The organism is Ancylobacter sp. G4_0304 (assembly GCF_047501495.1).
Lineage (GTDB): Bacteria > Pseudomonadota > Alphaproteobacteria > Rhizobiales > Xanthobacteraceae > Ancylobacter.
The window spans coordinates 18880-40789 of record NZ_JAZDRM010000014.1 but is presented as its reverse complement, the minus strand read 5'-3'; the positions used below and the strand labels follow the sequence as shown (position 1 = coordinate 40789).

The 21910-nt window shown below is 64.6% G+C and carries 22 protein-coding genes; 6 read left to right on the top strand and 16 right to left on the bottom strand.

Annotated features, from left to right (window positions below; translation table 11 throughout):
- Positions 1–91: 91 nt before the first annotated feature.
- Genes traG through traC form a run of 3 tightly spaced genes read right to left on the bottom strand, consistent with a single transcriptional unit; the run spans position 92 to position 2481 of the window.
- On the bottom strand, positions 92–1978 hold the full coding sequence (gene traG / locus VRZ77_RS09980) for a Ti-type conjugative transfer system protein TraG (protein ID WP_414592503.1): 1887 nt from the start codon (positions 1976–1978) through the stop codon (positions 92–94).
- Positions 1965–2180, bottom strand: coding sequence for a type IV conjugative transfer system coupling protein TraD (gene traD, locus VRZ77_RS09975; RefSeq protein WP_414592502.1), 216 nt, complete (start codon positions 2178–2180; stop codon positions 1965–1967). The genes traG and traD overlap by 14 nt, the downstream gene beginning before the upstream one ends.
- A 4-nt stretch (positions 2181–2184) precedes the next feature.
- Entirely contained in the window at positions 2185–2481 is a 297-nt protein-coding gene (traC, locus tag VRZ77_RS09970) for a conjugal transfer protein TraC (protein WP_414592501.1), read from the bottom strand.
- A 255-nt stretch (positions 2482–2736) separates the two neighbouring features.
- Between traC and traA the strand changes: the two genes are divergently transcribed.
- From traA to traR, 5 genes are all read left to right on the top strand, one after another.
- Positions 2737–6045 carry a Ti-type conjugative transfer relaxase TraA gene (gene traA, locus VRZ77_RS09965; RefSeq protein WP_414592500.1) on the top strand — a complete coding sequence of 1103 codons (3309 nt, stop codon included), beginning with the start codon at positions 2737–2739 and terminating at the stop codon, positions 6043–6045.
- Positions 6045–6626, top strand: coding sequence for a conjugative transfer signal peptidase TraF (gene traF / locus VRZ77_RS09960; protein WP_414592558.1), 582 nt, complete (start codon positions 6045–6047; stop codon positions 6624–6626). Before traA ends, traF begins: the two co-directional genes overlap by 1 nt.
- Positions 6547–7782 (top strand): conjugal transfer protein TraB, encoded by a 1236-nt coding sequence (locus VRZ77_RS09955; RefSeq protein WP_414592499.1) that lies wholly within the window; start codon positions 6547–6549, stop codon positions 7780–7782. Before traF ends, VRZ77_RS09955 begins: the two co-directional genes overlap by 80 nt.
- Before the next feature lie 18 nt (positions 7783–7800).
- Positions 7801–8403 (top strand): conjugal transfer protein TraH, encoded by a 603-nt coding sequence (locus tag VRZ77_RS09950; protein ID WP_414592498.1) that lies wholly within the window; start codon positions 7801–7803, stop codon positions 8401–8403.
- Between the two features lie 323 nt (positions 8404–8726).
- Positions 8727–9431, top strand: coding sequence for an autoinducer-binding transcriptional regulator TraR (gene traR / locus VRZ77_RS09945; protein ID WP_414592497.1), 705 nt, complete (start codon positions 8727–8729; stop codon positions 9429–9431).
- Between the two features lie 3 nt (positions 9432–9434).
- On the opposite strand, the gene VRZ77_RS09940 is transcribed toward traR, so the two are convergent.
- From VRZ77_RS09940 to traI, 13 genes are all read right to left on the bottom strand, one after another.
- Positions 9435–9743 (bottom strand): transcriptional repressor TraM, encoded by a 309-nt coding sequence (locus VRZ77_RS09940; protein WP_414592496.1) that lies wholly within the window; start codon positions 9741–9743, stop codon positions 9435–9437.
- Positions 9744–10035: 292 nt separating this feature from the next.
- Complete coding sequence (gene trbI, locus VRZ77_RS09935; RefSeq protein WP_414592495.1) at positions 10036–11346, bottom strand: IncP-type conjugal transfer protein TrbI; 1311 nt, start codon at positions 11344–11346, stop codon at positions 10036–10038.
- 10 nt (positions 11347–11356) lie between these two features.
- Positions 11357–11812, bottom strand: coding sequence for a conjugal transfer protein TrbH (trbH, locus tag VRZ77_RS09930; RefSeq protein WP_414592494.1), 456 nt, complete (start codon positions 11810–11812; stop codon positions 11357–11359).
- Positions 11812–12657 (bottom strand): P-type conjugative transfer protein TrbG, encoded by an 846-nt coding sequence (gene trbG, locus VRZ77_RS09925; RefSeq protein ID WP_414592493.1) that lies wholly within the window; start codon positions 12655–12657, stop codon positions 11812–11814. The genes trbH and trbG overlap by 1 nt, the downstream gene beginning before the upstream one ends.
- 17 nt (positions 12658–12674) lie before the next feature.
- Positions 12675–13337, bottom strand: coding sequence for a conjugal transfer protein TrbF (locus VRZ77_RS09920; protein WP_414592492.1), 663 nt, complete (start codon positions 13335–13337; stop codon positions 12675–12677).
- 15 nt (positions 13338–13352) lie between these two features.
- Entirely contained in the window at positions 13353–14552 is a 1200-nt protein-coding gene (gene trbL / locus VRZ77_RS09915) for a P-type conjugative transfer protein TrbL (RefSeq protein ID WP_414592491.1), read from the bottom strand.
- Entirely contained in the window at positions 14546–14776 is a 231-nt protein-coding gene (gene trbK, locus VRZ77_RS09910) for an entry exclusion protein TrbK (RefSeq protein ID WP_414592490.1), read from the bottom strand. The genes trbL and trbK overlap by 7 nt, the downstream gene beginning before the upstream one ends.
- Complete coding sequence (trbJ, locus tag VRZ77_RS09905; RefSeq protein ID WP_414592489.1) at positions 14773–15525, bottom strand: P-type conjugative transfer protein TrbJ; 753 nt, start codon at positions 15523–15525, stop codon at positions 14773–14775. The genes trbK and trbJ overlap by 4 nt, the downstream gene beginning before the upstream one ends.
- Positions 15526–15553: 28 nt before the next feature.
- The gene (locus tag VRZ77_RS09900) at positions 15554–18016 is read right to left on the bottom strand and encodes a conjugal transfer protein TrbE (protein WP_414592488.1); all 2463 of its coding nucleotides are present in this window, start codon (positions 18014–18016) and stop codon (positions 15554–15556) included.
- An 8-nt stretch (positions 18017–18024) separates the two neighbouring features.
- Entirely contained in the window at positions 18025–18321 is a 297-nt protein-coding gene (locus VRZ77_RS09895; RefSeq protein ID WP_414592487.1) for a conjugal transfer protein TrbD, read from the bottom strand.
- On the bottom strand, positions 18314–18712 hold the full coding sequence (locus VRZ77_RS09890) for a TrbC/VirB2 family protein (protein WP_414592486.1): 399 nt from the start codon (positions 18710–18712) through the stop codon (positions 18314–18316). Before VRZ77_RS09890 ends, VRZ77_RS09895 begins: the two co-directional genes overlap by 8 nt.
- Positions 18702–19673 (bottom strand): P-type conjugative transfer ATPase TrbB, encoded by a 972-nt coding sequence (gene trbB, locus VRZ77_RS09885; RefSeq protein WP_414592485.1) that lies wholly within the window; start codon positions 19671–19673, stop codon positions 18702–18704. The genes VRZ77_RS09890 and trbB overlap by 11 nt, the downstream gene beginning before the upstream one ends.
- A complete protein-coding gene (gene traI, locus VRZ77_RS09880; protein WP_414592484.1) occupies positions 19670–20308 on the bottom strand; it encodes an acyl-homoserine-lactone synthase TraI in 639 nt (212 codons plus the stop codon). Before traI ends, trbB begins: the two co-directional genes overlap by 4 nt.
- Before the next feature lie 327 nt (positions 20309–20635).
- On the opposite strand from traI, the gene repA reads away from it, so the two are divergent.
- Positions 20636–21868: a plasmid partitioning protein RepA gene (gene repA / locus VRZ77_RS09875; protein WP_414592483.1), complete on the top strand. Its 1233-nt coding sequence runs from the start codon at positions 20636–20638 to the stop codon at positions 21866–21868.
- Positions 21869–21910 lie beyond the last annotated feature (42 nt).

The window sequence follows — 21910 nt, the reverse complement described above, 5'->3', positions numbered from 1 at the left end:
GGCGTCCAACGACACTTATGAATCGATCCGGACTCATCGATTCATTTCCGTGAAGGTTTGTGTGACCCGGTCAGCATTGAGCCCATGCCGCTCAACCTTTCTCCGGCTGGAACCTGTTCGCCTTCACGCAGACCGTCATGTCCTCCCGCCGGAACCAGATGGCGCGGCCGCAGCGTAGCGGCGCGTTGCCGGCGGTGAAGACGATCTGCTCGTCGGCACGCATGCGCAGCACCTCGTGCGGCTGGATCAGCGGGCGCGACGCGAGCTGCTTCGAGCGCGTGCGCGAGGAGCCGGAGGATTGCGAGGAGCGGCTGACCTGGTCGATCTCGACCGTGGTCGCGCCGCAGCGGCTGGAGATGTAGTCGGCGGTCTCGGGATCGTTGACGGCGGCGAAGCTGATCCAGCTCGCCGACTCGAACCATTTGCTCGCGGCATCGCGTCCGCCCCAGGTCTCGCGCATCTGGCCGATGGACTGGAACAGCAGGATGAGGGTGATGCCGTATTTGCGGCCGGCGTCGCGGGCGGTCTCGATGATGCGCATGAAGCCGAGCCGCGCCACCTCGTCGAGCAGGAACAGCGCCCTCCCCGTCATCTCGCCATTCCGGTTGTAGATCGCGTTCATGAACGCGCCGATGATGACGCGGGCGAGACCGGCATGGGTCTCCAGCGTCTTCAGGTCGAGATTGATGAAGACGTCTGTGTCGCCCCCGGCGAGATCATCGGTGACGAAGGAGTGACCCGATACAAGCGCGGCATAGTTCGGGTAGCTCAGCCAATGGGTTTCCTTGACCGCATTGGCATAGACGCCGCTGAACGTCTCCGGCGTCATGTTGACGAAGACGGCGACGTTCTCCCTCACGAATGGCGACCCCGAGCCATCGTAGATCTCCTGCAAGCGCGACCGCAGCTTCGGCTCCGGCTCGGACAGATTGGAGCGCACCTGGCGCAGCGTCTGGTCCGCCTCGCTCGTATGCCCGGACAGGCAGACATCGGCGATGAGCGCGGTCAGGAGCTGCAAGGCCGAGGCACGGAAGAAGTCGTCGCGTACACCGCGCGCCCCGCCGCTGTCGCTCATGATCCATGAGGCGACGGCCGCGATGTCCTCCTCCTTGGTGCCGCCGAAGCGTCCGATCCAGTCCAGCGCGTTGAAGCCGGTGGCGGGCTGCTTCGGATCGAGCACATGGACGGTGCGCCCGGCTGCGCGGCGATGATCGATCACCATGGGTGCGACCTCGTTCGAGGGATCAAGCACGACGAGCGTGCCACCCCATTTGAGGGCTGTGGGGATCGTCACCGAGGTCGTCTTGTAGCCACCGGAACCGGCGAAGACGATGCCGTGCGACGAACCGAAGGAAGCGTCGAAGCAAAGCAGCGGCGAGCGCCCGCCCGCTCCCCAGCTCTGCCGATCTGTCGCGCGAAACGCCGCCGCTGCCGCACTGTCCCGGTCGACGCGGTAACGCTCGCCAACGACGATACCGCCGGTGTCGGGAAGGAGCTTGCCGGCCTCGGCCATTGTCATCCAGTCGGCATCGCCATGCAAGGCACGCTTGCCGTGCACGCGCTTCGGCGCCGATGCGGCGAAGGCGGCATTGCCTTTCACGGCGACGCGCAGGGCGAAGCATCCGACGATCAGAGCGGCACTCGCGCCGATCGGGTATGCCGGATCGACCTGAGTTAGCGCTGGCGACCGCGATGGCGCCCGCAGCACGGCGATGAAGATCGCCATCGCGCATCCCGCGATGACGCCCCATCCGGCGGTGCGGATGTTGGCGGCGCCAGCGGCGGCGAAGAGGAAGATCACGCCGGTCGCAGCTGCGGCGAGGAAGGGCAGCGCGAGACCGGCGCGGCCGAACATCATTCGTTGCGCATCCGTTTTGCCGAGGCTGGCGGCCGCGTGCTCGAAACCGGAGAGGCCAATCAGCGCACCGATCATCAGTGCGATCGGCACTAAGGCGAGCAGAAGCCTATTCGCCGTCATGACCGAAGGCCTTCGCGCCGATCGCCGCGAGGCGGCTTCGCTCGGCACCGTCGGCCTTCAGCCGCTGGCCGAGTTCGATCAGTGCACCGAGCAGGACGGCGCGCTTCTCGTAGCGCAACCCCGCCTTGGCGATCAGGCCGCCGAGCTCGATCTTCTCGCGGGTGTCTTGTCTGCGGGCTTCGGATGATGAGGCCTGACGCATGCGCTCACACCTCGCCAGTGCCATCCGCAGTCGCGCCAGCCGCGACCGTCGTGGTCGTGGCTGTGGGCTCCTCCACGGCGCCGCCATCTCTTTTTCCGGTAGCCTTTCCACCCTTCCCGCGAAACCGGCCGGCAATTTCGTCGAACGCGGCCTGTAGTTCGCCTTCGTCGATCTCGATCTCACCGAGCCCCGCCTTCAGGGCCACACGCCCGATCCGCTCGGCCTCGCGTGTTTCGGCGAGCTTGAGCTGGGCCTGGAGCTGGACGATTTCCTCGCGGATCTTTGACGACGGTTTCTTCATTTCCGGTTGGACCTCCTGTTGCGCCCGGTGCGGATCGCATCGGGTAAGGCTCCTCCGGATGCCCCGTGATCGAAAGGTGCAGATTTGCACGTCGGCGCAGCCGACACTTTGGCGGATGATCCCGGCCGTTCCGAAGGAATGGTCCAAGGGCGCAGTAATACGTCGCTATCGCGACGCCCTGCTTCAGCCCCGACCAGCGGCCGCCGCTCCCGACGAACACGCCTGTCTTGTCGTCGTTCGGGAGCCCGTGCCGTCTTGGCCATCACGCATTTCACGCCCCAGCTCATCTCGCGCGGCTCCGGCCGCAGCGCCGTGCTGTCGGCGGCGTACCGTCATTGCGCGCGGATGGAGCACGAGGCCGAAGGGCGGATCGTCGACTATTCCGCCAAGCGCGGGCTGCGGCATGAGGAATTCCTGCTGCCGGCCGGTGCACCGGAATGGGCACGAGCGCTGATCGCCGATCGCTCGGTCGCGGGGGCGGCCGAGGCGTTCTGGAATGCGGTCGAAGCCTTCGAGAAGCGCTCCGACGCGCAGCTCGCTAGGGAATTCATCATCGCGCTGCCGGTCGAGCTGTCGGTGGACCAGAACATCGCTCTGGTGCAGGAGTTTGTCGGGACGCAGATGCTCGCCCGCGGGCAGGTTGCGGACTGGGTATTCCATGATGAACCCGGCAATCCGCATATCCACCTGATGACTACGTTGCGGCCTCTCGTCGATGGCGGGTTTGGGTCGAAGAAGGTGTCGCTGATCGGCGCGGATGGGCAGCCACTCCGCAATGACGCCGGCAAGATCGTCTATCGGCTCTGGTCTGGTGAGAAGACCGAGTTCCTCGAGCAGCGCGCGGGCTGGCTCGATCTCCAGAACAAGCATCTGGCGCTGGCCGGCCTCGACATCCGCGTCGATGGCCGCTCCTACGCCGAGCGCGGCATCGACCTCGTGACGACGACCCATATCGGCGTGGCGGCGAAGGCGATCGACCGGAAGGAGGCGGCGACCGGGTGGTCGCCCCGGCTGGAACGTGTCGCGCTCCATGAGGAGAGAAGGGCGGAGAACCGCGAGCGTATCCTGCGCCGGCCGGAGATCGTGCTCGACCTCGTCACGCGCGAGATGAGCGTCTTCACCGAGCGCGACATCGCCAAGGTTCTGCATCGCTATGTCGATGATGCCGGTACGTTCCAGCGGTTGATGGCGCGCATCCTTCAGAGCCCGGATGTGCTGCGGCTGGAAGGTGAGCGCATCGGCTTTGCGACCGGCATCCGTGAGCCCGCCAAGTATACGACGCGCGAGTTGATCCGGCTTGAAGCCGACATGGCCCATCGCGCGATCTGGCTTGCCGCGCGGTCCTCGCATGGTGTTCGCGAGACCGTGCTCGAGGCGGTGTTCCAGCGCCATGACCGGCTCTCGGAAGAGCAGCGCGTGGCGATTGCCCATGTCACCGGCGGTGGACGGCTGGCCGCTGTCGTCGGGCGCGCCGGCGCCGGCAAGACCACGATGATGAAGGCCGCGCGGGAAGTCTGGGAAGCGGCCGGCTATCGTGTCGTCGGCGCCGCGCTTGCCGGCAAGGCGGCGGAGGGCCTTTCGAGCGAGGCCGGCATCGCCTCGCGCACGCTGGCGTCATGGGAGCTCGCCTGGTCGAAGGGCCGTGATCAGATCGACGACAGATGCGTCTTCGTGCTCGACGAAGCCGGCATGGTGTCATCCCGGCAGATGGCGCTCTTCGTCGAGACGGTGGTGAAGGCCGGCGCCAAGCTGGTGCTCGTCGGCGATCCCGATCAGCTCCAGCCGATCGAGGCGGGTGCCGCGTTCCGCGCCATCGTCGAACGCACCGGCTATGCCGAGTTGGAGACCATCTATCGCCAGCGCGAACAATGGATGCGCGGCGCCTCGCTCGATCTCGCGCGCGGCAATGTCGCCGCGGCGCTGAAGAGCTATGAGGCGAACGGCAAGCTCCAGCCGCGCAAACTTAAGACCGATGCCGTTACGGCGCTGATCGAGGACTGGAACCGCGACTATGATCCGGCGAAATCGACACTGATCCTCGCCCATCTCCGGCGTGACGTGCGCGTGCTTAACGACATGGCGCGGGGCAAGCTGGTTGAGCGCGGCCTCGTGGAAGAAGGTCATGCCTTCCGCACCGAGGACGGCCCCCGCCGTTTCGCCGCCGGCGACCAGATCGTGTTCCTAAAGAACGACGCGGCGCTCGGCGTGAAGAACGGCATGATCGCTCATGTCGTCGAGGCGCGGCCGGGCGGGTTCAAGGCCATGGTCGGTGAGGGCGAACACCGTCGCCATGTCGACGTCGACCAGCGCTTCTACGCCCATGTCGACCATGGCTATGCGACCACCATCCACAAGTCGCAGGGCGCGACCGTCGACCGTGTGAAGGTGCTGGCCACGCTCTCGCTGGACCGTCACCTGTCCTATGTGGCGCTGACCCGCCATCGCGAGGATGTCGGCCTCTATTACGGGGCGCTGTCCTTACGGAAGGCCGGTGGCCTGACGAAGATCCTGTCACAGCATCGGGGCAAGGAAACCACGCTCGACTATGAGCGCGCCGGCTCCTATCGCGCCGCTCTGCGCTTCACTGAAGCGCGCGGCCTGCATCTCGTCCGCGTCGCCCGCACGCTCGTCGCCGACAGGCTCCGCTGGACCATCCGGCAGAAGTACAAGCTCGCCGATCTCGGCACGCGGCTTCTGGCCCTCGGTTTGAGGCTCGGCCTTGGCGTGGCCTCGAAACAGACCATCCCGGAAACACAGAAGGAGGCCAGGCCGATGGTCGCCGGCATCACCGCATTCCCCAAATCCGTCGATCAGGCGGTCGAGGACAGGCTCGCTGCCGATCCCGGGCTATCGAGGCAATGGGAGGAGGTCTCGACCCGCTTCCGCTTCGTCTTCGCCGAGCCGGAAAGTGCGTTCCGCAAGGTCGACGTCGACGGCATGATCAGGAACGCCGACACGGCCAGATCCACCCTGTCGACGATCGCCACGAGGCCTGAGAGCTTCGGTGCGCTGAGGGGCAAGACCGGCCTTCTCACCGGTCGTGCCGACCGGGAGGATCGCGAACGCGCGAACCTCAACGTGCCGGCGCTCGCCCGTGACCTCGAGCGCTATCTGCGGCTGCGCGCCGAGGCCGAGCATAAGCACGAGACGGAAGAACGCGCGGCGCGCGTCAAGGTCGCGGTCGACATTCCGGCGTTGTCATCGATGGCCAGGCAAACTCTTGAAAAGGTCCGCGACGCGATCGACCGAAACGACCTTCCCGCTGCGCTCGCCTTCTCCCTCGAGGACAAGATGGTGAAGGCCGAGATCGAAGGGTTCGCTCGGGTCGTCAGCGAGCGGTTTGGCGAGCGGTCAATGCTTGCCAGCAGCGCGAAGACACCGGACGGACCCACCTTCGAGAAACTCGCCGCCGGCATGAGCGCCGGCCAGCGCGATGAGTTGAAATCGGCCTGGCCGACGATGCGCACGGCGCAGCAACTCGCCGCCCAGCAGCGCACCGCCGAGGGGCTGAAACAGGTCGAGGCGATGCGCCAGGGGCAGCGGCAGGGATTGTCGCTCAAATGATGGTCGGTGCGCGTGCAAATATCACTAAGGCAGCCGGAAGGAGGAAGGGCGAAACGCGGCGTTGTGCGCTCGCGATCCTGGTCGGCGGTGTGATCGCGATTGCCGCGATCGCCGGCCTTGGTTGGCTGGGCGGGTTCCGCATCAATCTCACGCCGAGCGAGCCGCTGGGGCTGTGGCGCATCGTGCCGCTCGATCGTCCCGTCGCCATCGGGGATCTGGTCTTCGTCTGCCCACCGCCGGGACCGGTCTCGGCCTTCGGCCTCGAACGCGGCTACTTCCGGCAGGGCTTATGCCCGAGCGGCGCAGCGCCCCTCATCAAGACCGTCGCGGCGCTTGCCGGCAGCCGCATCGAGGTTGGCGCGCGCGTCGAGATCGATGGCGATGCCCTGCCCCGCTCCGAACTGATCGCTCGCGACGGCGCAGGGCGGCTGCTCACTCCCTGGACCGGCGGCATCGTTCCTGCCGGCCAGATCTTCGTTCACTCTCCCTTCGCAGGTTCCTATGACTCCCGCTACTTCGGGCCGATCCCCGACGCCGGCCTTCTCGGCCTGGCGCGGCCGATCTTCACCCTCCATCCCTGATCGCTGGCGCCCTGCCTTGCTCGTCACTGCTGCCGTCGCCATCGGCTGGGTGGGCTGGAGCGGCCATGCGCTCACCCTTCCGTTCGCCATGTTGTTCCCGGCGCTCTGGGCGTGGGCGCCAAACCGGGTCACGGCGGCGGCGGTGTCGATGGGGTATTTCCTCGCAGCGTCACGCGGCCTGCCACAGGGCATTGCCGCCTTCTACGCTGCCGATATCTGGCCCGGACTGGGGCTATGGATCGGCGCGTCGTGCCTCTTTGTCGGGGTGCACGCTGCGCTGTGGTTGAGACTACCGGGATGGACGCGCGCGGTGCGTTATCTGGTGGCTGCTGTCCTGATGGCGTTTCCCCCGTTTGGGATCACGGGGTGGGCGCATCCCGTGACGGCTGCCGGTGTTCTCTTCCCCGGTTGGGGCTGGTGGGGCCTCACGGCTGCCGTCGCGATGTTACTTGTCATGACGACGCGCGCCTGGCCGGTCATGATGATCGTCCTCGCTGGGCTATGGCTATGGTCGGCGGCGAACACGGCTAAACAGGCGCCGCCCGCGGGATGGAGGGGCGTTGACCTCTCTCTCGGTCGGAGCCTCGGCCGCGAGCATTCTCTTGCCTATCAGGAAGCGCTCGCCTCCCTGGTCCGCGAGCAGGCCACCAGCGGTGCCCGCGTCGTGATCTTGCCGGAAAGTGCGCTCGGGTTCTGGACCCCGACCCTCGAAGGTTTCTGGATCAACGCGTTACGTGACTCGAACGTCACGCTCCTCGCCGGCGCCGCCGTGCTCGAACGGCATGGCTATGACAACGTGATGGTGGCGATTTCTGCCGGTAAGGCGAGTGTCCTCTACCGCGAGCGAATGCCGGTACCCGTGTCCATGTGGCAGCCCTGGGCAACATGGACCGGAGCGGGTGGCGGCGCCCGTGCCTACTTCTTTGCGAACCCGGTGGTGGAACTCGCTGGCATCCGGGCCGCGCCGCTCATCTGCTACGAACAGCTCATCGTCTGGCCCATTCTTCAGTCGATGTGGTTTGGCGCGGAGACGATCGTCGCGACTGGCAATGGCTGGTGGACTCAAGGCTCCTCGATCATCGCCATCCAGAAGGCGAGTGTGACCGCGTGGGGACGGCTATTCGCGGTTCCATTGGCGATGTCGTTCAACACCTGAACCAACGGAGAGACGGGAATGGTGGATGCCGCCCTCATCCAGCAATGCGCCGACCCCAACCTGAAACCGGCGATCGTCGAGAAGCTCGTTGAGCGGGCTGGAACGCTGGATCCTCTTGCCGTGACGGTCCGCGCGGGCGATCGGGTTGTACTGATACCGAAGCCGGGCTCGCCCGCCGAAGCGCTGGCTCTGATCCGCGAGCACGTTGGCCGCCACGTCGTGCGTGTCGGCGTTACCCAGTTCCCCGCAGGCCTTGGGGCGCAGGACGTTGCGGAACTCACTTCCGACCTGGTCGATCCGTGCGCGAACATCCGCATGGGCAGCGCGCTGTTCCGAAAGGTCTACGCCATGGTGGTCAGGTGGTACGGTCGGGAGACGGACGAGGCGCTCGAGGACGCCATCCTCGCGTGGAAAAGCGGGTACTTCGAGGGTGATTTCGTGTTCACGGCGATGGAACTGCCGCCCGATGGCTCGATGCCGCACACGCCACCGGAAACCACGGCTGAGGAAGCCGATAGGGCAGGCAGCCCATCGGAGCCTCCGGCCGGAGATCCCAACGGGGCCGATATCCGCGTCGATCTGTCCAGGATCGGCGTGAAGCCGTCCATGGATCGGAAATAGAAGACCATTCCGGGGTGCCGTGCGATTTCGTAAGGCGGTTTCTTGATTGCCCGACATGCGGGTGCCAAGTTCCCAGTGCGCTGTCCACGGTGATCTGCGGCGGAACAGCGATATTCGCGGTGCTTCATGGATTGCACCGTGAGCGGATACGGGTGGTCGGAACGATCGAGGTGCCCGTCGACGAAGGAGGTGCTGGAGTGTGCCAGTGCCCCACAGGATACCGCCGTCATGCAAGGTGTGTGGAGAAGGCGCAATTTTGAGTTGACCAATCCGAAGTTCAAAACTCAGCTGCATGAAAATGAAACGTTGAGCGGAGGAACCTGGTGAAGCATTGGGTTGACAGGCTTACCGACCTGGCGGCAGTTGGGTTGGACGAAACCGGTCTCAAATCGGCTTTGACGGACCTTTCTGAATCCTTTGGCTTTGGCGGGTATGCGTACCTGCATATGCAAATGAACAATACATTTGCAATTTCGAATTATCGTCCTGAATGGCAACGTGTTTATTTCGATGAGTGCTACTCCGTGATCGATCCCGTCGTGGAGCGGGCAAGGAGACTCAGGCGGGCCTTTTCCTGGGATGGGGAGTCGGACCGCTCGCACCTGTCCAGAGAACAGCGATCCTTCTTCTCGCATGCTGCCGACTTCGCGATCCGGTCAGGCTTTACGATCCCGGTGAATACCGCGAACGGCTTCATGTCGATGTTCACGCTGGCATCCGGCAAACGCAGGATCGATCCCGAAAAGGACATCGATGCTATCGCCGCGGCTGCTGCCGTGGGGCAGCTTCATGCGCGCATTGCGCATCTGCAGGCGACGCCGACGATCGAGGAACACGCATGGCTCGATGCGAAGGAGGCCGCGTATTTACGCTGGATTGCCCTGGGCAAGACGGTGGAGGAAGTTGCCGATCTCCACAACGTCAAATATAACAGCGTGCGGGTGAAGCTTTCTGAAACAAAAAAGCGGTTCAACGTCTACACGATTACACAGCTTGTTGCCGTGGCGATCCGCCGGAAGCTGATCTGACGATTAGTTCACTGAAACACTCGGCGTATATCCGAGAAGCGCGATAAGCGTCGCGACGGCAGCCATTTGAGAGTGCATCTCGATGGCTGCCTCAATATATCGGACATGCTGTTCACCTCCATGCGTCTTCCCGGTCTTGCAGGTGTCGGGAAGTTCGTGGAACAGCTCATCGGCGCGATCGACCAATTGCCTGTGGATGCGGATCGCATTGACCGTGATGGCCTCGAGATCCGACTGAGGCAGTCCTCGCGTCAGTCCGATGAGGGGACGGAGCTCGAATTTGGTCTCCGCTGCGGACTCGTTGGTTTCCATCTCCTGCTCGCCTGAAGTTGTCCGCGGTACTCCCCCGCCGACGATAATCCCATGAGCTCTAGCCGGGGGAGAATCCAAGATGAAACGACCCTGCGATCAGCGGCATCGAAGCATCCAAACTACCATCATGAACCCCAACCATAGGGTCAGAGGATCAATCCCGCATGAGGAGATTCCCTGCCCTGTGCTGCTTTTAAGGACCACGGGGCCGCCACGCCAGTGGCGGGCCGCAGCAAGACGACCTGTGTCCTAAGAAATCTGTCAGGGGAACAGTGCCTTGGGTGGCGATCCCCTATCCCCGATAGGCGCCGGGGAACACGATGTCCTGGTCGACCAGTACGTTGAACTGGTAGCCTGGACGGATCTCGAGCGTCGGCTGGACGTCCATGTTGCGCTGGATGGTCTGTTCCGCCGTCCGACCGAAGGTCTCGGCGAAATTGATCCGCGCGGCATCCTCGGGGCTGTTGGAATTGAACGGGTCATTGTTCTGCGGGATCGCCATGTCGATCCCGGTGCCGATCAGGGCGATCAGTATGGCGGAGCCGAAGGTTTCCAGCCATTTGCGATCGACCTTGTCGCGGAAGCCGCCATAGCCCTCGGCGTCCGTTCCCGCCATGCCGCCGATCTGCAATGTCGAGCCGTTCGGATAGATGATATCGGTCCAGACGACGAGGACACGGCTCTGCCCGAACGACACCTTGCTGTCGTAGCGACCGAGGAGCTTCGTGCCCTGCGGAATGAGCAGGCGATGGCCGGTCGCGCTGTCATAGACATTCTGGCTCACCTGCGCGGTGATGCGCCCCGGCAGGTCGGAGTTGATGCCCGTAATCAGGGTGGCGGGGATCACCGAGCCGCGCTTCAGCTCAAAGGGCGAGAGCTGCGGCACCACCCGGTTCGGCAGGTAACCGAGGCTTTTGAGGTCGGCATTGAAGAAGTCTTCCTTGGCACGCTGACCGTTGGGATCCGGATTGATGCCGCCGGCGCCCGCGCGCAGGGCAGCGGCGAGAAGATCCGGGGCGCCACTCGTCCCCGATCGGGCAGGCTGAGACGGCTCGCCCGGACGGGACGTCGAGCTGGTGCTTCGCGCATCGAGCTTGCTGCGATCGATCGCGATGGGTGCATCATAGGCCGCGTCACTTGCTTGCATCCGCGCCATGTCCTGACGATGACGTTCACGCAGATACTGCTCCTCCTGCTCGCGCTGCAGCCGTGCCCGCCAGACCGCTTCCGGCTCCAGCGCGGGTTCCGGACGTCCGCCGGCTTGCGGCGTCGGCGGGGTCCTGAAGGGGTTGGCCGCCGTCTCCTCCCTGGTCGCGACCGGGACAGCCGGGAGGGATGTCGCCGGTTGGGGTTCGCCAATGATCGCGTCGCCGACGCCGCGTTTGAGCTGGTCGGCAAAGGTGGATGCCGGGTTGCCGGTACTCTCCCGGGGCCTACTCGCTTCTCCCATGCGCAGGCCGCGCGAGGCCAGGCCGTAGAAGATCACACCCAGGAAGGCGACGACCAGCACGATGACGATGATGACGGGCAGCCGGTTGATCCGGCGCATGCCGGCTTCGGTCCCGTCAGTCGCAGCACCACCGAGCTTGAGGGATTGTGTCATGACATTCTTCCTATCCGCGCCGCATGACGGAGACCGGGCTCGCCGGTGTAGCGCCGGCCGCCGTGACGCTATAGGCCCGCCCGAGTTCCACATCGGCTGTCGAGAGCCGGGCCAGAACCTGGCCCTCGAAGGGAACGATCATGTAGGCAAGCGGGACAATGCTCGTGTCGCCCTCGGTCTTCTGGTCCGTGACGACGGCATAGCCCCAGCCCTTCAGGGCGGTCTCAATAGCTTCTCCGAAAGGCGAACCATCCTGCTTGAGCGCGATCGTGGCGGTTCCCGGCCCGACCTGTTCGGCCAGCCGGCTCACCATTTCACCGGCGATGGCGCTTGCGGCAGGACCGGACACGTCAGTGGGTGCGTCGCTGGCAATGAGGCTGCCCTGTCCGGCGGTCTGACATCCGGCAAGGACAAGCGCGAGCACTGCCGCGCCGGCCAGGGAACGCAATCTGGGAGAAAGGAGCATCAGCCACCCCTCCGAATCGTCACCTTCTCCTGGTTCCAGCCGACACCCGAGACGAGCACGGCCCTGTCGACATGATAGTCGACGATCATCATGTCGCCCTTCATGCGGTAATTGACGATGCGGCTCTGCCCGCCCGAGGTCACGAAGAGGACCGGCGCATCCTGGCCGGCGATCGAGCGCGGAAACTGGATGTAGGTCTTCTGCCCGTCGCTATAGACCCGGCTCGGCCGCCAGCCGGCCCGGCCGGAGACCGAATATTCGAACTGGAGCTGCTCGGCCGGCACGCCGGCGCCGGGGATGGTGCTGGCCTCGATCCGGGCATTGATGTCCGCCATTCTGGTGGAGACATCCTCGGGATAGGCGAAGCCGACGCGGGCCATGTACTGGCTCTGATGCGATTTGAGCTGGATGTGGTAGGTGCGGCGTGAGGTCGTCACCACCATTGAGGTGACGAGCCCCGGTTCCGACGGCTTGACGATCAGATGGATCGCCTGACCATCGGCCGCTCCCGAGGTCGCCGGCTCGACCTTCCAGCGGACGGTGTCGCCGACGAGCACGTCGCGGACCACTTCGCCCGGCTGGAGTTCGATGTCGCAGACCTGCAGCGGGGAGCAGACGACGGAGGGCTGGATCTCGCCATAGAGAAAGACGACCTTCCCGTCGGGGCCTCGCGTGACCACGCCGGGGCTGCCCCGCCAGCGCCCCGAAATGCCGGTGCCCTTGGCCTCGTTGGCGCTGAGGCCCTGCGCTTTCACGCAGGTGGGGGATGTCAGGAGGGTGGCCATGATGGCAAAGGCGATGGTGGTCGGCAGAAAAGGCCGGATTGCTGCGTGGTGTTCGTGCATGCGCGCGTGCGAGCCTTTCAAAGCTGGGCCGTCCAATCGAAGTCACGCAGATAGAGGCCGATCGGGTTGAGGCGGATGCTCGCCTCGTCCTGAGGCGGCGTGAGCGTGACGGTGGCGATGCCACGGAACCGGCGTAGCGCGGTCTCCTTGCCCTTGCGGTCCCGCTCGAACTCGGTCCAGTCGATCTGGTAGCTCTGGTTCGACAGCGCGACGATGTTGTTCACTTCGATGGCAACCGTCGCGTTTCTCGCCTTGTCGAAGGGCGAGGAGGAACGGAACCAGGCATTGACCTTTTCGGTCGCCGGATCGGAGGTGCGCAGATGCGCATAGGTGCGGTCGATGTACTGTTTCTGCACCACGGCATCGGGCGTCACGCTGCGGAAGTTCGAGACGAAGCTTCCGAGTGTCGCGCGCACGACGCGCGGATCAGCATATTCGATCTGCTGCGGATAGCCGGCGCTCGAGGCGGAGCCGAGTTTGTCGACTTCGACGATGTAGGGAACGAGCTTGACCTGCGTGCTCTGGAACAGGGCATAGGAGAAGCCGATCACCGCCATGACCATGCCGGTGATGCCGACGACGCGCCAGCCGGCGGCCGCTTTCACATAAGAGCCGTAGCGCTCGTTCCACTCCTGTCGAGCGGCGATGTAGGGATTTTCGGGTGGATTGCCGGAGGCCATGGTCGGACCGTGTCCTTATTTGCTGTCGTCGATCGGCGGCGGGACGGGGCGGGATGAGCGCGTGCCGCCCGATTGGCGGCTCTGGTCGAGCTTGGCATTGGCGAGGCCGAGCAGTGAGCCGGCATAGGCGCCGGGTGCGGCGGTCGCTTTTTCCTTTGCCGCCGCGCCGGCCGCTCCCGCGGCGCTGCCAATGCCTGACGCCATGCCGCGCAGGGCGGCGCCGGCCAATGAGGAGCCGCTGGCCCGGGCATCGCTCGCGGCCTGCGCGCCCTTTCCGGCGGCGCTTGCACCAAGAAAGGCGCCACCGGCCGCGAAGGTCGCGACCTGTGCGCCGTGCCGGATCGCCTCCATGCCGCCGGAGATCGAGGCGCCCTGGACGACGCCCTGCATGATGGGCGGCACATACATGGCGATGACGAAGACGACGACCGAGATGCCGGCGATGGCCAGCGTGGTGATGAACTGGTCCGAGGTCGCTGTCGGGGCTTCGGCAAGGCCGAGCAGGATGTCCGAGCCGATCCTGGCGATCATCACCAGCGCCATCAGTTTCATGCCGACCGAGAAGGCATAAACGAGGTAGCGGACGGCGAAGTCCTTGGTGAAGGACGAACCGCCGAGGCCGAGCATGATCATGCCGGCGAGCAGGCCGACATACATCTCCACCATCACCGCGACGAAGATCGCGGCGACCAGTGAGAAGGAGATGACGACCACCACCATGGCGAAGACGGCGGCGATCGCCAGCGCATTGTCCTCGAACAGGCCGAACTTGGCCTGTTCCGACATCTTGGACGCAACGCGGATACCGGCATCGAAGATGTCGGCGGGCGAAGCGCTTCCTCCGCTGCCGCCCATCTGGAAGAGGCTGTCGACGACGGCCTTCGCGAAGTCCGGGCCCTGGTCGAGAATGAAGGCGAACAGGCCGATGAACATGATGCGGCGCACGAGTTCGGCGAACCAGGCGTCGAGCGAGGCGGCATTGATCGCGAGCCATACGGCCGCGATGCCGATCTCGATCCCCGCGAGGATCCAGAACAGCGACCGGGCGGCATCCATGACCGTGGTTTCCCAGCCGCGGGCCGCGGTCACGACGGAATTCTCCAGCGTGGTGAGAACGGAACCCTCCTGCGCCAGCGCGGGAGCGCTCGCGAGCAGGACGATCGCTGCGACCGCAATGGCGAGTTCGAGCAGACGGCACGGGCGCGGGATCACCATCGCGGCTTCATCTCCTGGCCGCCGCGAACATCCCTGTTCGGATCGCCACCGAAAAAGCGCTCGATATGTTCACGACGTGCAGCATTGGATGCCGGAGGTGGCGATGGTTCGGTTGTCGCGTGGGCAGGTTCGGTGGACGATGGCCCGACCATCCGGATGGCGAGCGTCGCGCACAGGCCAAGGGCTCCGGCGAGCAGGATGAGAACGACAAGACGGGAGCTCACCAGCGCGGCTCCATGGTCTGCCCGCCGCGAATGTCGCGGGTGGGAGCGTTGAAGAACTGCTCGCGGCGAGCCTGGGCGAGGTCCTTCTGCGCCTGGTCGGACTGATGCCAGGTGCCCATCATGGTCATCTGCTGGGATACGAGACCGCGCAGCTTCTGCATCTGCGCAACCTGCTGGGTCGCAATCTGGTGTCCGACCTGCAGCGCCTTCATCTGGCCATCGGCGCTTTCCGACATCGTGCGCAAGGACGACATGGTGGTCTCTTCGCTGCCGAACTGCTGCGCGGTCAGGTTGGCGGCCTTCAGCGTGCCGGCGATGGTGTCGCGATTGGTGGTCGACCAGCCCTGATAGGTGGAGGAAAAGGAAGCGCCATCGGGCAGGCTGCTCTTCATCTCGGCGAAGCTCTGGAAGCGTTGCCGCAGCACGTCATCGGCATTGCCCATGGAGAAGGCGATGCCCTGACCCTGCGAGACCACGTTCTGCAGGCTCTTCAGGTCGTTCTCGACCTGGCCCCAGACATGGTTCGGCAGCTGCGCCGTGTTCTGCAGCATATTGTTGTAGATGTTCAGCTGGTTCTGGATCTGCTCGGCAAGCTGGGAGATCTGCTTGATCTGGTTGTTCACCTGCTCGGCGGACTGGCCGACAAGGCTCACCAGCTCGGCATTGTTGGCGAGCTGCGTCCATTCGGTCGCGCCGCCCGTTGCACCGCCGGCAGGTGCCTCCCGAGGCAGACTCGCCATGAACAGCATGATTGCGCTCGTGAGGACGAACTGGGATCTATGGGGTGGCAAGGATGGTTTCGGCATGGGCGATCCCCCTCTGCTGGAGCCAGGAGAGGGGCCAGCCGGCCCCCTGTTCGCAGTGCAATGCGCGAATGCGCTTAAGGTCCTCCTTGCCGGACGCTCCCACGAAGGAGAGGGCGAGCGGCCCGAGCGCCATGTCGAAGAGCCGCCTTCCGTCCGGGGAGGCGACGTAATATTCGCGCTTGGGCAGTGCGCTCGCGACGATGTCGATCTGGCGTTCGTTGAAGCCGAGGCGCTGGTAGAATTCGCGGGTGCCCGGCTCGCGTGCCGATCCGTTCGGCAGGCAGATCTTTGTCGGGCAGCTTTCCTTGAGCACGTCGATGATGCCGGAGCGCTCGGCGTCCGAGATCGATTGGGTGGCGAGGACGACCGCGCAATTGGCCTTGCGCAGGACCTTCAGCCATTCCCGGATCCTGGCGCGGAAGGTCGGGTGGCCGAGCATCAGCCAGGCTTCGTCGAGGATGATCAGGCTCGGCGCGCCGGTCAGGCGTCTTTCGATACGCCGGAACAGGTAGGTGAGCACGGGGACGAGATTGCGCTCGCCCATGTTCATGAGCTCCTCGATCTCGAAGCACTGGAAGGTGCCGAGCGACAGACCGTCCTGTTCGGCATCGAGCAGCTGCCCCATCGGACCGTCGACGGTGTAGTGGTGGAGCGCATCCTTGATCTCGCGCATCTGGACGCCCGACACGAAATCCGAGAGCGAGCGCCCACGCGAGCCGGCCATCAGGCTGATCTGCCGGGAGATGGCATTGCGATGGTCGGGCGAGATCGTCACGCCCTGCAGCGCGACGAGGGTCTCGATCCATTCGCTCGCAAAGGCCCTGTCGCCTTCCGTCGTCAGCTCGGCGAGAGGGCAGAAGGCGAGCGCAGCCCCCTCCCCTGCTCCGGTGCTCTCGCCGCCGATCTCGTAGTGCGAGCCGCCGATCGCCAGCGTTAGCGGCAGCATGGAGCGGCCTTTGTCGAAGGCGAAGACCTGGGCATCGGCGTAGCGGCGGAACTGCGCGGCGATGAGCGCGAGCAGCGTCGACTTGCCGGAGCCGGTCGGCCCGAAGACCAGCGTGTGGCCGACATCGTCGACATGGAGATTCAGGCGGAACGGCGTGCTGCCGCTCGCCACCTGCATCAGCGGCGGCGATCCGGGCGGGTAGAACGGGCACGGCGCATCGACGCTGCCTGACCAGACCGAATTGAGCGGGATGAGGTCGGCGAGGTTGCGGGTGTTGATCAGCGGTTCGCGGATATTGGCGTAGGAGACGCCGGGCAGGCTGCCGATGAAGGCGTCGGTGGCGTTGAGCGTCTCGATCCGGGCCCCGAAACCCTCGGCCTGGATCAACCGGCGCACCGCCTCGCCTTTTTCCCGCAGGCGGATCTGTTCCGTGTCGAACAGGATGATGACCGGTGTGTAATAGCCATAGGCGACGAGCTGCGAGGAGGCTTCGGCAATGGCATCCTCGGTTTCCGCCACCATCATGATGGCGTCCTGGTCGACCGATCGGCTCTGGGTCTGGAACAGCTGGTCGAAGAAGGGGCGCACCTTCTGCTGCCATTTCTTGCGTGTGCGCTCGAGCTTTTGACGGGCCTCCTGCTCGTCGAGGAAGACGAAACGCGACGACCAGCGATAGGTCAGCGGCATCAGGTCGAGCGCGTTGAGGATACCGGGCCAGCTCTCGGCCGGCAGTCCATCGATGGCGACGACGCCGAGATGGCGGTTCTCGACGAGAGGCGTGAGCCCGTGCCGGAGTTCGGCCGTGGCCAGCCAGTCGAGATACATCGGAACGTCCGGCAGCCGGACGGGATGGTTCTCGCCGGTGATGCAGAAGCGAATGAACTGAAACAGTTCATCGTATCGGGCGGTACGAAAGCCGTCGGCCCCTTCCGTCTCGCGCGTCACCATCCGACGGATCGAGACGACATTGGCGAGGTATTGCTCGATCTCCCGGATCGAGGTCCGGAAAGCATCGAGTGTCACTGATGCGTAGGAGGCGGTGCGGCTTGCCTCGTCGGAATAGATATAACGCGTGAGCCCGGAGCGCCGCGGCTCCGGCGCGCGCCAAGTGAGGATGAGCGCGTGGCGGCTTTCATAGTGGCCGCGCTCGCGCTGGAAATGTGACCGGCGCTCGGCGTCGATGGCGCGGGTCACCGGGTCGGGGAAATGGCAGTCCTGCTCGTCGGGATAATCCGAGGTCGGCACACGAACGGCCTCGACCTGGATCATCCAGCCGGAACCGAGCCGCGCCAGTATGGTGTTGATCTGGCGCGACACCTCGTTGCGCTCGGTCGGCGTCGAGCTCTCGCTGTCGGGCCCGGCGAAATACCAGCCGGCCATCAGCGAGCCGTCCTTGAGCAGGAGCACGCCATTGTCGACGAGGCCGGCATAGGGCACGAGATCGGCGAAGGACGGACCGGCATGACGAAAGGATCTGAGCGCAACCATGGGCGACCTCAGAACCGCCGCCAGGGCGTCGAGGTTGCCCGGTACTGCGACTGGTAGGTGATGTGGCGCACATAGATGCGTCGCATCAGCGGGTCGGATTTGGCCATTATGCGCAGCGCTGCCACCACGACCAGCCAGATCGTGACGCCGAACAGTGTCGCGTACCAGGTGAGCACGACGAAGATCAGGATCGCGGAGGCAAGGCCGGTCAGCAGCACCAGCTCCCGGTCGGCGCCCATCAACAGGTTCGGCCGGGACAGGGCACGGTGGATGCGCGATCGCGCGAGGCTGGAAGTGTCAGCCATCGGTTCCCTCCCCTGCCCCGCCATGGGAGGACGCGGGAGCCGCCGTCTGCGCAGGTGCGACCGGTGTGCCGATGGAGGCGCCGGTCGATCCGAACAGGGCGACGATCTGGGTGGCCCCTAACAGGATGCCGGCGACGAGCACGACATACATCAGCCGCCGCGCGAAATCGTTCAGCTCACCGCCGAAGATCAACATGCCGCCGGCGACCGCGACGGCCGCGAGTGCGATGAAGCCGGCCACGGGCCCGGTGATCGACTGCTGGATCTGCTCGAGCGGACCTTCCCAGGGAAGGCTGCCGCCCGAAGAGGCGAAGGCCGGCTCGATGAGCGCGGTCGCGGCGAGGGCTGCAAGGCCGGCGCCGGTGAGGGCAAGGTGAAGGCTACGCGACATGGCTGTCCCCGTCGGTTTTCCCATAGTGTTCGGTCTGATACCGGGAGGCGCTGAAGCCCTCGACGTGGAGGATCTCGTGCACCCGCCTCCCCCGGCCCGAGCGTTCGATCGAGACGATGAGGTCGACCGCTTCCCCGATGACTTCCTGCATCGGCTGCTGGCTGACCTCGGCGGTGAGTTGCTCGAGACGGCGCAAGGCCGACATCGCGGTGTTGGAGTGGATCGTGGTGACGCCGCCGGGATGGCCGGTGTTCCAGGCCTTGAGCAGCGTCAGCGCCGCGCCGTCGCGGACCTCGCCGACGATGATGCGGTCCGGGCGCAGGCGCATCGTGCTCTTGAGCAGGCGCGCCATGTCGACGGTGTCGCTGGTGTGAAGGCACACGGCGTTCTCCGCCGGACAGCGGATCTCGGCGGTGTCCTCGAGGATGAGAAGGCGATCATCGGGAGCCTCCGCGACGATCTCGGCGATGACGGCATTGGCCAAGGTGGTCTTGCCGGAGCCGGTGCCGCCGGAGATGACGATGTTCATCCGCGAGGCGATCGCGCTGCGCAGGACGGAGGCCTGAGCCTCGCTCATCACCTTCGCCTTCACATAGTCGTCGAGCGGGATCAGCCGGGAGGCGCGCCGCCGGATGGTGAAGGTGGGGGCGGCCACGACCGGGGGCAGCAGCCCCTCGAAACGATGGCCGCCGATCGGCAGCTCGCCGGAGATGATGGGCTGCTCGTCGTCGGCCTCCGATTGCAGGGCATGGGCGACACTGCCGATCACGACCTCGGCGGCGGCCGGGTTCATGGCTCCCACCTCGGCGACTCCCTGGCCGAGCCGTTCGATGAACAGCTTGCCATCGGGATTGAGCATGATCTCGACGACGGTCGCGTCGTCGAGGGCGACGCAGAGCTGGTCGCCCAATGCCTCCTGGAGCTTGCGGACCAGCCGGGAATGGGAGCGGAGCTGGGTCACGCCGCGCTCCTCAGCGTTGCGGGGGCGTCTGCGCTGAATTCCGAGCGATAGTGAGCCGGGCACACGTTCCGGAAGCTGGCTACGTCGACGGGCAGCGCGCCGGCGATCGCCGTGGTGTTGCCGATCCGGACCGGTTCGCCCAGCCGCTGCATCGGCCAGCCCGCGCGCTTGAGGATCCGCTCGAAGCGCAGGTCGGTGGCGGTGACGAGTTCATTGTAGCCATTGGCCATCGACCATTCGATGATCCCGGCGAACAGGAACAGCGTGGTCTCGTGCAGCAGCCCCCCTGCCCTATCGGAGGCCAGTGTGGTGTCGACGCAGAAGCGCGAGCTCTCGACCATCGCCGCGTGAGCATCGAGCGAACCACTCGCGAGCAGTTGCGGGAATGTCCGCTCCAGCATCGTCGGTCCGACCGCGGGCAGCAGACGACAGCATCCGGCAACCTGTCCCGAGGCGGTCACTGCCAGGATGTAGGACGGCCGCAGGTCGTCATACTGATCCCGCTCCTCTCCGTTCTCGATGATGACGTCCCATTCGAGACGTCCCGAGAAGATCGCGGCGCGCAGGCGTCGCATCTGGGCGAGAAGGTCGGCGTACGCCTCATATTGGGCCGGGACTACAACCTGAATCCGCATCAACGTCTCCACATGAACGGGCTGTGTGGAGACAGATCACCGGTGGCGGGGGCCGGCTATGTGCAGATTTGCAGCGGGTGATTCTGGTGCCTGGGGGATCGAGGGGACGATCCGGGAGGCGCGGATCGTCTTGCATGCGGGTGCAAATTTGCAGTTCCCATGGGGCAGCCGCTTCCGGCCGACTCACGGTAAGTCTCGGAAAAAGTAGCGAAATGGCCTGCGGACTTGGGAGCTGCAGATTTGAGCATTAAGGTCTCGTTAACCAAAAACGGCTTGCGACCCTTCTCGAATCGACCATAGTAATAACGCTTTCAGCGTGAATGCAGCATGAAAAGCGTTATTCTAGAGAAGTTGGCGGAAGTGAGCACAGGGCACCCTACGGAAACGGACTTTGACGAGGAGATTCTCCAGCAGGGGGAACTCATCTCCGATAAGCTCAATATGCTGCGCTTGGAGCAGTATCCGCCTAATGCGGAGAAAGGGCTTCGCCTTTTCTCATCCGTTGAGGTCGCCGAGTTTCTCGGAGTGACGCAGAACCACATCAAGAAGCTTCATCTTGAGGGGAAAGGGCCTGATCCACAGGTGTCATCCTCCGGCCGGCGCAGCTACACGGCTGCGCAGATGCTGGAACTGCGCCATTTCCTTGACAAACACGGCCGGAGCGACATCAAGCGGTATGTTCCTCATCGTCGGCCGGGTGATGAACTCCAGGTGGTTTCCGTCGTCAATTTCAAGGGTGGCAGCGGCAAGACCACGACGACCGCGCATCTGGCACAGTATCTTGCCCTTACCGGCCACCGTGTTCTGGCTATTGATCTTGACCCGCAAGCATCGCTAACGGCTCTACATGGGGTTCAGCCGGAACTGGATAAAAACCCCTCCCTCTTCGAGGCGCTGCGGTACGATGACCAGCGCAAGTCGATCAAAACGATTATTCGGCCTACCAATTTCCCTGGCCTCGATATCGTGCCGGCGAATCTCGAATTGCAGGAGTACGAGTATGAAACGCCTCTGGCGGCGTCCAATAAGGGGTCGTCAGAGGGGCGGATGTTCTTCACCCGGATCACTCAGGCGCTTAAGGAAGTCGATGACCAATACGATGTGGTGGTCATCGATTGTCCTCCACAACTCGGCTACCTGACGTTGACGGCATTGACCGCGTCGACGTCCGTTCTGATCACGGTCCATCCGCAGATGCTTGATATCATGTCGATGAGCCAGTTCCTGCTGATGCTTGGCGGCATTCTTCAGTCGATCAAAAGTGCTGGTGCGCGGGTCAGGCTGAACTGGTTCCGATATTTGGTCACGCGCTATGAGCCAACGGATGGGCCGCAAGCGCAGATGGTCGGATTCATGCAGGCGATGTTCAATCGTCGCATGCTGCGGAACCAGATGCTCAAATCGACGGCGATTTCCGACGCGGGCATCACCAAGCAAACGCTTTACGAGGTTGAGCGCAGCCAGTTCACTCGGTCGACCTATGATCGGGCCGTCGAATCCCTCAACGCCGTGAACGGCGAGATCGCTGAGCTAATTCACAAATCGTGGGGGCGAAAGTGACCGTTGGTTTGACAGCCGTGCAAATCACCGAAAAGTCTAGGT

Excerpts from the sequence above, each read along its gene's own strand:
- VRZ77_RS09890 (WP_414592486.1), bottom strand. The coding sequence starts at position 18,712 with ATGTCGCGTAGCCTTCACCTTGCCCTCACCGGCGCCGGCCTTGCAGCC.
- trbH (WP_414592494.1), bottom strand. The coding sequence starts at position 11,812 with ATGCTCCTTTCTCCCAGATTGCGTTCCCTGGCCGGCGCGGCAGTGCTC.
- traF (WP_414592558.1), top strand. The coding sequence starts at position 6,045 with ATGGTCGGTGCGCGTGCAAATATCACTAAGGCAGCCGGAAGGAGGAAG.
- trbJ (WP_414592489.1), bottom strand. The coding sequence starts at position 15,525 with ATGCTGTTCATGGCGAGTCTGCCTCGGGAGGCACCTGCCGGCGGTGCA.
- VRZ77_RS09940 (WP_414592496.1), bottom strand. The coding sequence starts at position 9,743 with ATGGAAACCAACGAGTCCGCAGCGGAGACCAAATTCGAGCTCCGTCCC.
- traC (WP_414592501.1), bottom strand. The coding sequence starts at position 2,481 with ATGAAGAAACCGTCGTCAAAGATCCGCGAGGAAATCGTCCAGCTCCAG.
- traG (WP_414592503.1), bottom strand. The coding sequence starts at position 1,978 with ATGACGGCGAATAGGCTTCTGCTCGCCTTAGTGCCGATCGCACTGATG.
- trbG (WP_414592493.1), bottom strand. The coding sequence starts at position 12,657 with ATGCACGAACACCACGCAGCAATCCGGCCTTTTCTGCCGACCACCATC.
- traI (WP_414592484.1), bottom strand. The coding sequence starts at position 20,308 with ATGCGGATTCAGGTTGTAGTCCCGGCCCAATATGAGGCGTACGCCGAC.
- VRZ77_RS09920 (WP_414592492.1), bottom strand. The coding sequence starts at position 13,337 with ATGGCCTCCGGCAATCCACCCGAAAATCCCTACATCGCCGCTCGACAG.
- repA (WP_414592483.1), top strand. The coding sequence starts at position 20,636 with ATGAAAAGCGTTATTCTAGAGAAGTTGGCGGAAGTGAGCACAGGGCAC.
- trbI (WP_414592495.1), bottom strand. The coding sequence starts at position 11,346 with ATGACACAATCCCTCAAGCTCGGTGGTGCTGCGACTGACGGGACCGAA.
- VRZ77_RS09955 (WP_414592499.1), top strand. The coding sequence starts at position 6,547 with ATGACTCCCGCTACTTCGGGCCGATCCCCGACGCCGGCCTTCTCGGCC.
- trbL (WP_414592491.1), bottom strand. The coding sequence starts at position 14,552 with ATGGTGATCCCGCGCCCGTGCCGTCTGCTCGAACTCGCCATTGCGGTC.
- traD (WP_414592502.1), bottom strand. The coding sequence starts at position 2,180 with ATGCGTCAGGCCTCATCATCCGAAGCCCGCAGACAAGACACCCGCGAG.
- VRZ77_RS09950 (WP_414592498.1), top strand. The coding sequence starts at position 7,801 with ATGGTGGATGCCGCCCTCATCCAGCAATGCGCCGACCCCAACCTGAAA.
- VRZ77_RS09900 (WP_414592488.1), bottom strand. The coding sequence starts at position 18,016 with ATGGTTGCGCTCAGATCCTTTCGTCATGCCGGTCCGTCCTTCGCCGAT.
- VRZ77_RS09895 (WP_414592487.1), bottom strand. The coding sequence starts at position 18,321 with ATGGCTGACACTTCCAGCCTCGCGCGATCGCGCATCCACCGTGCCCTG.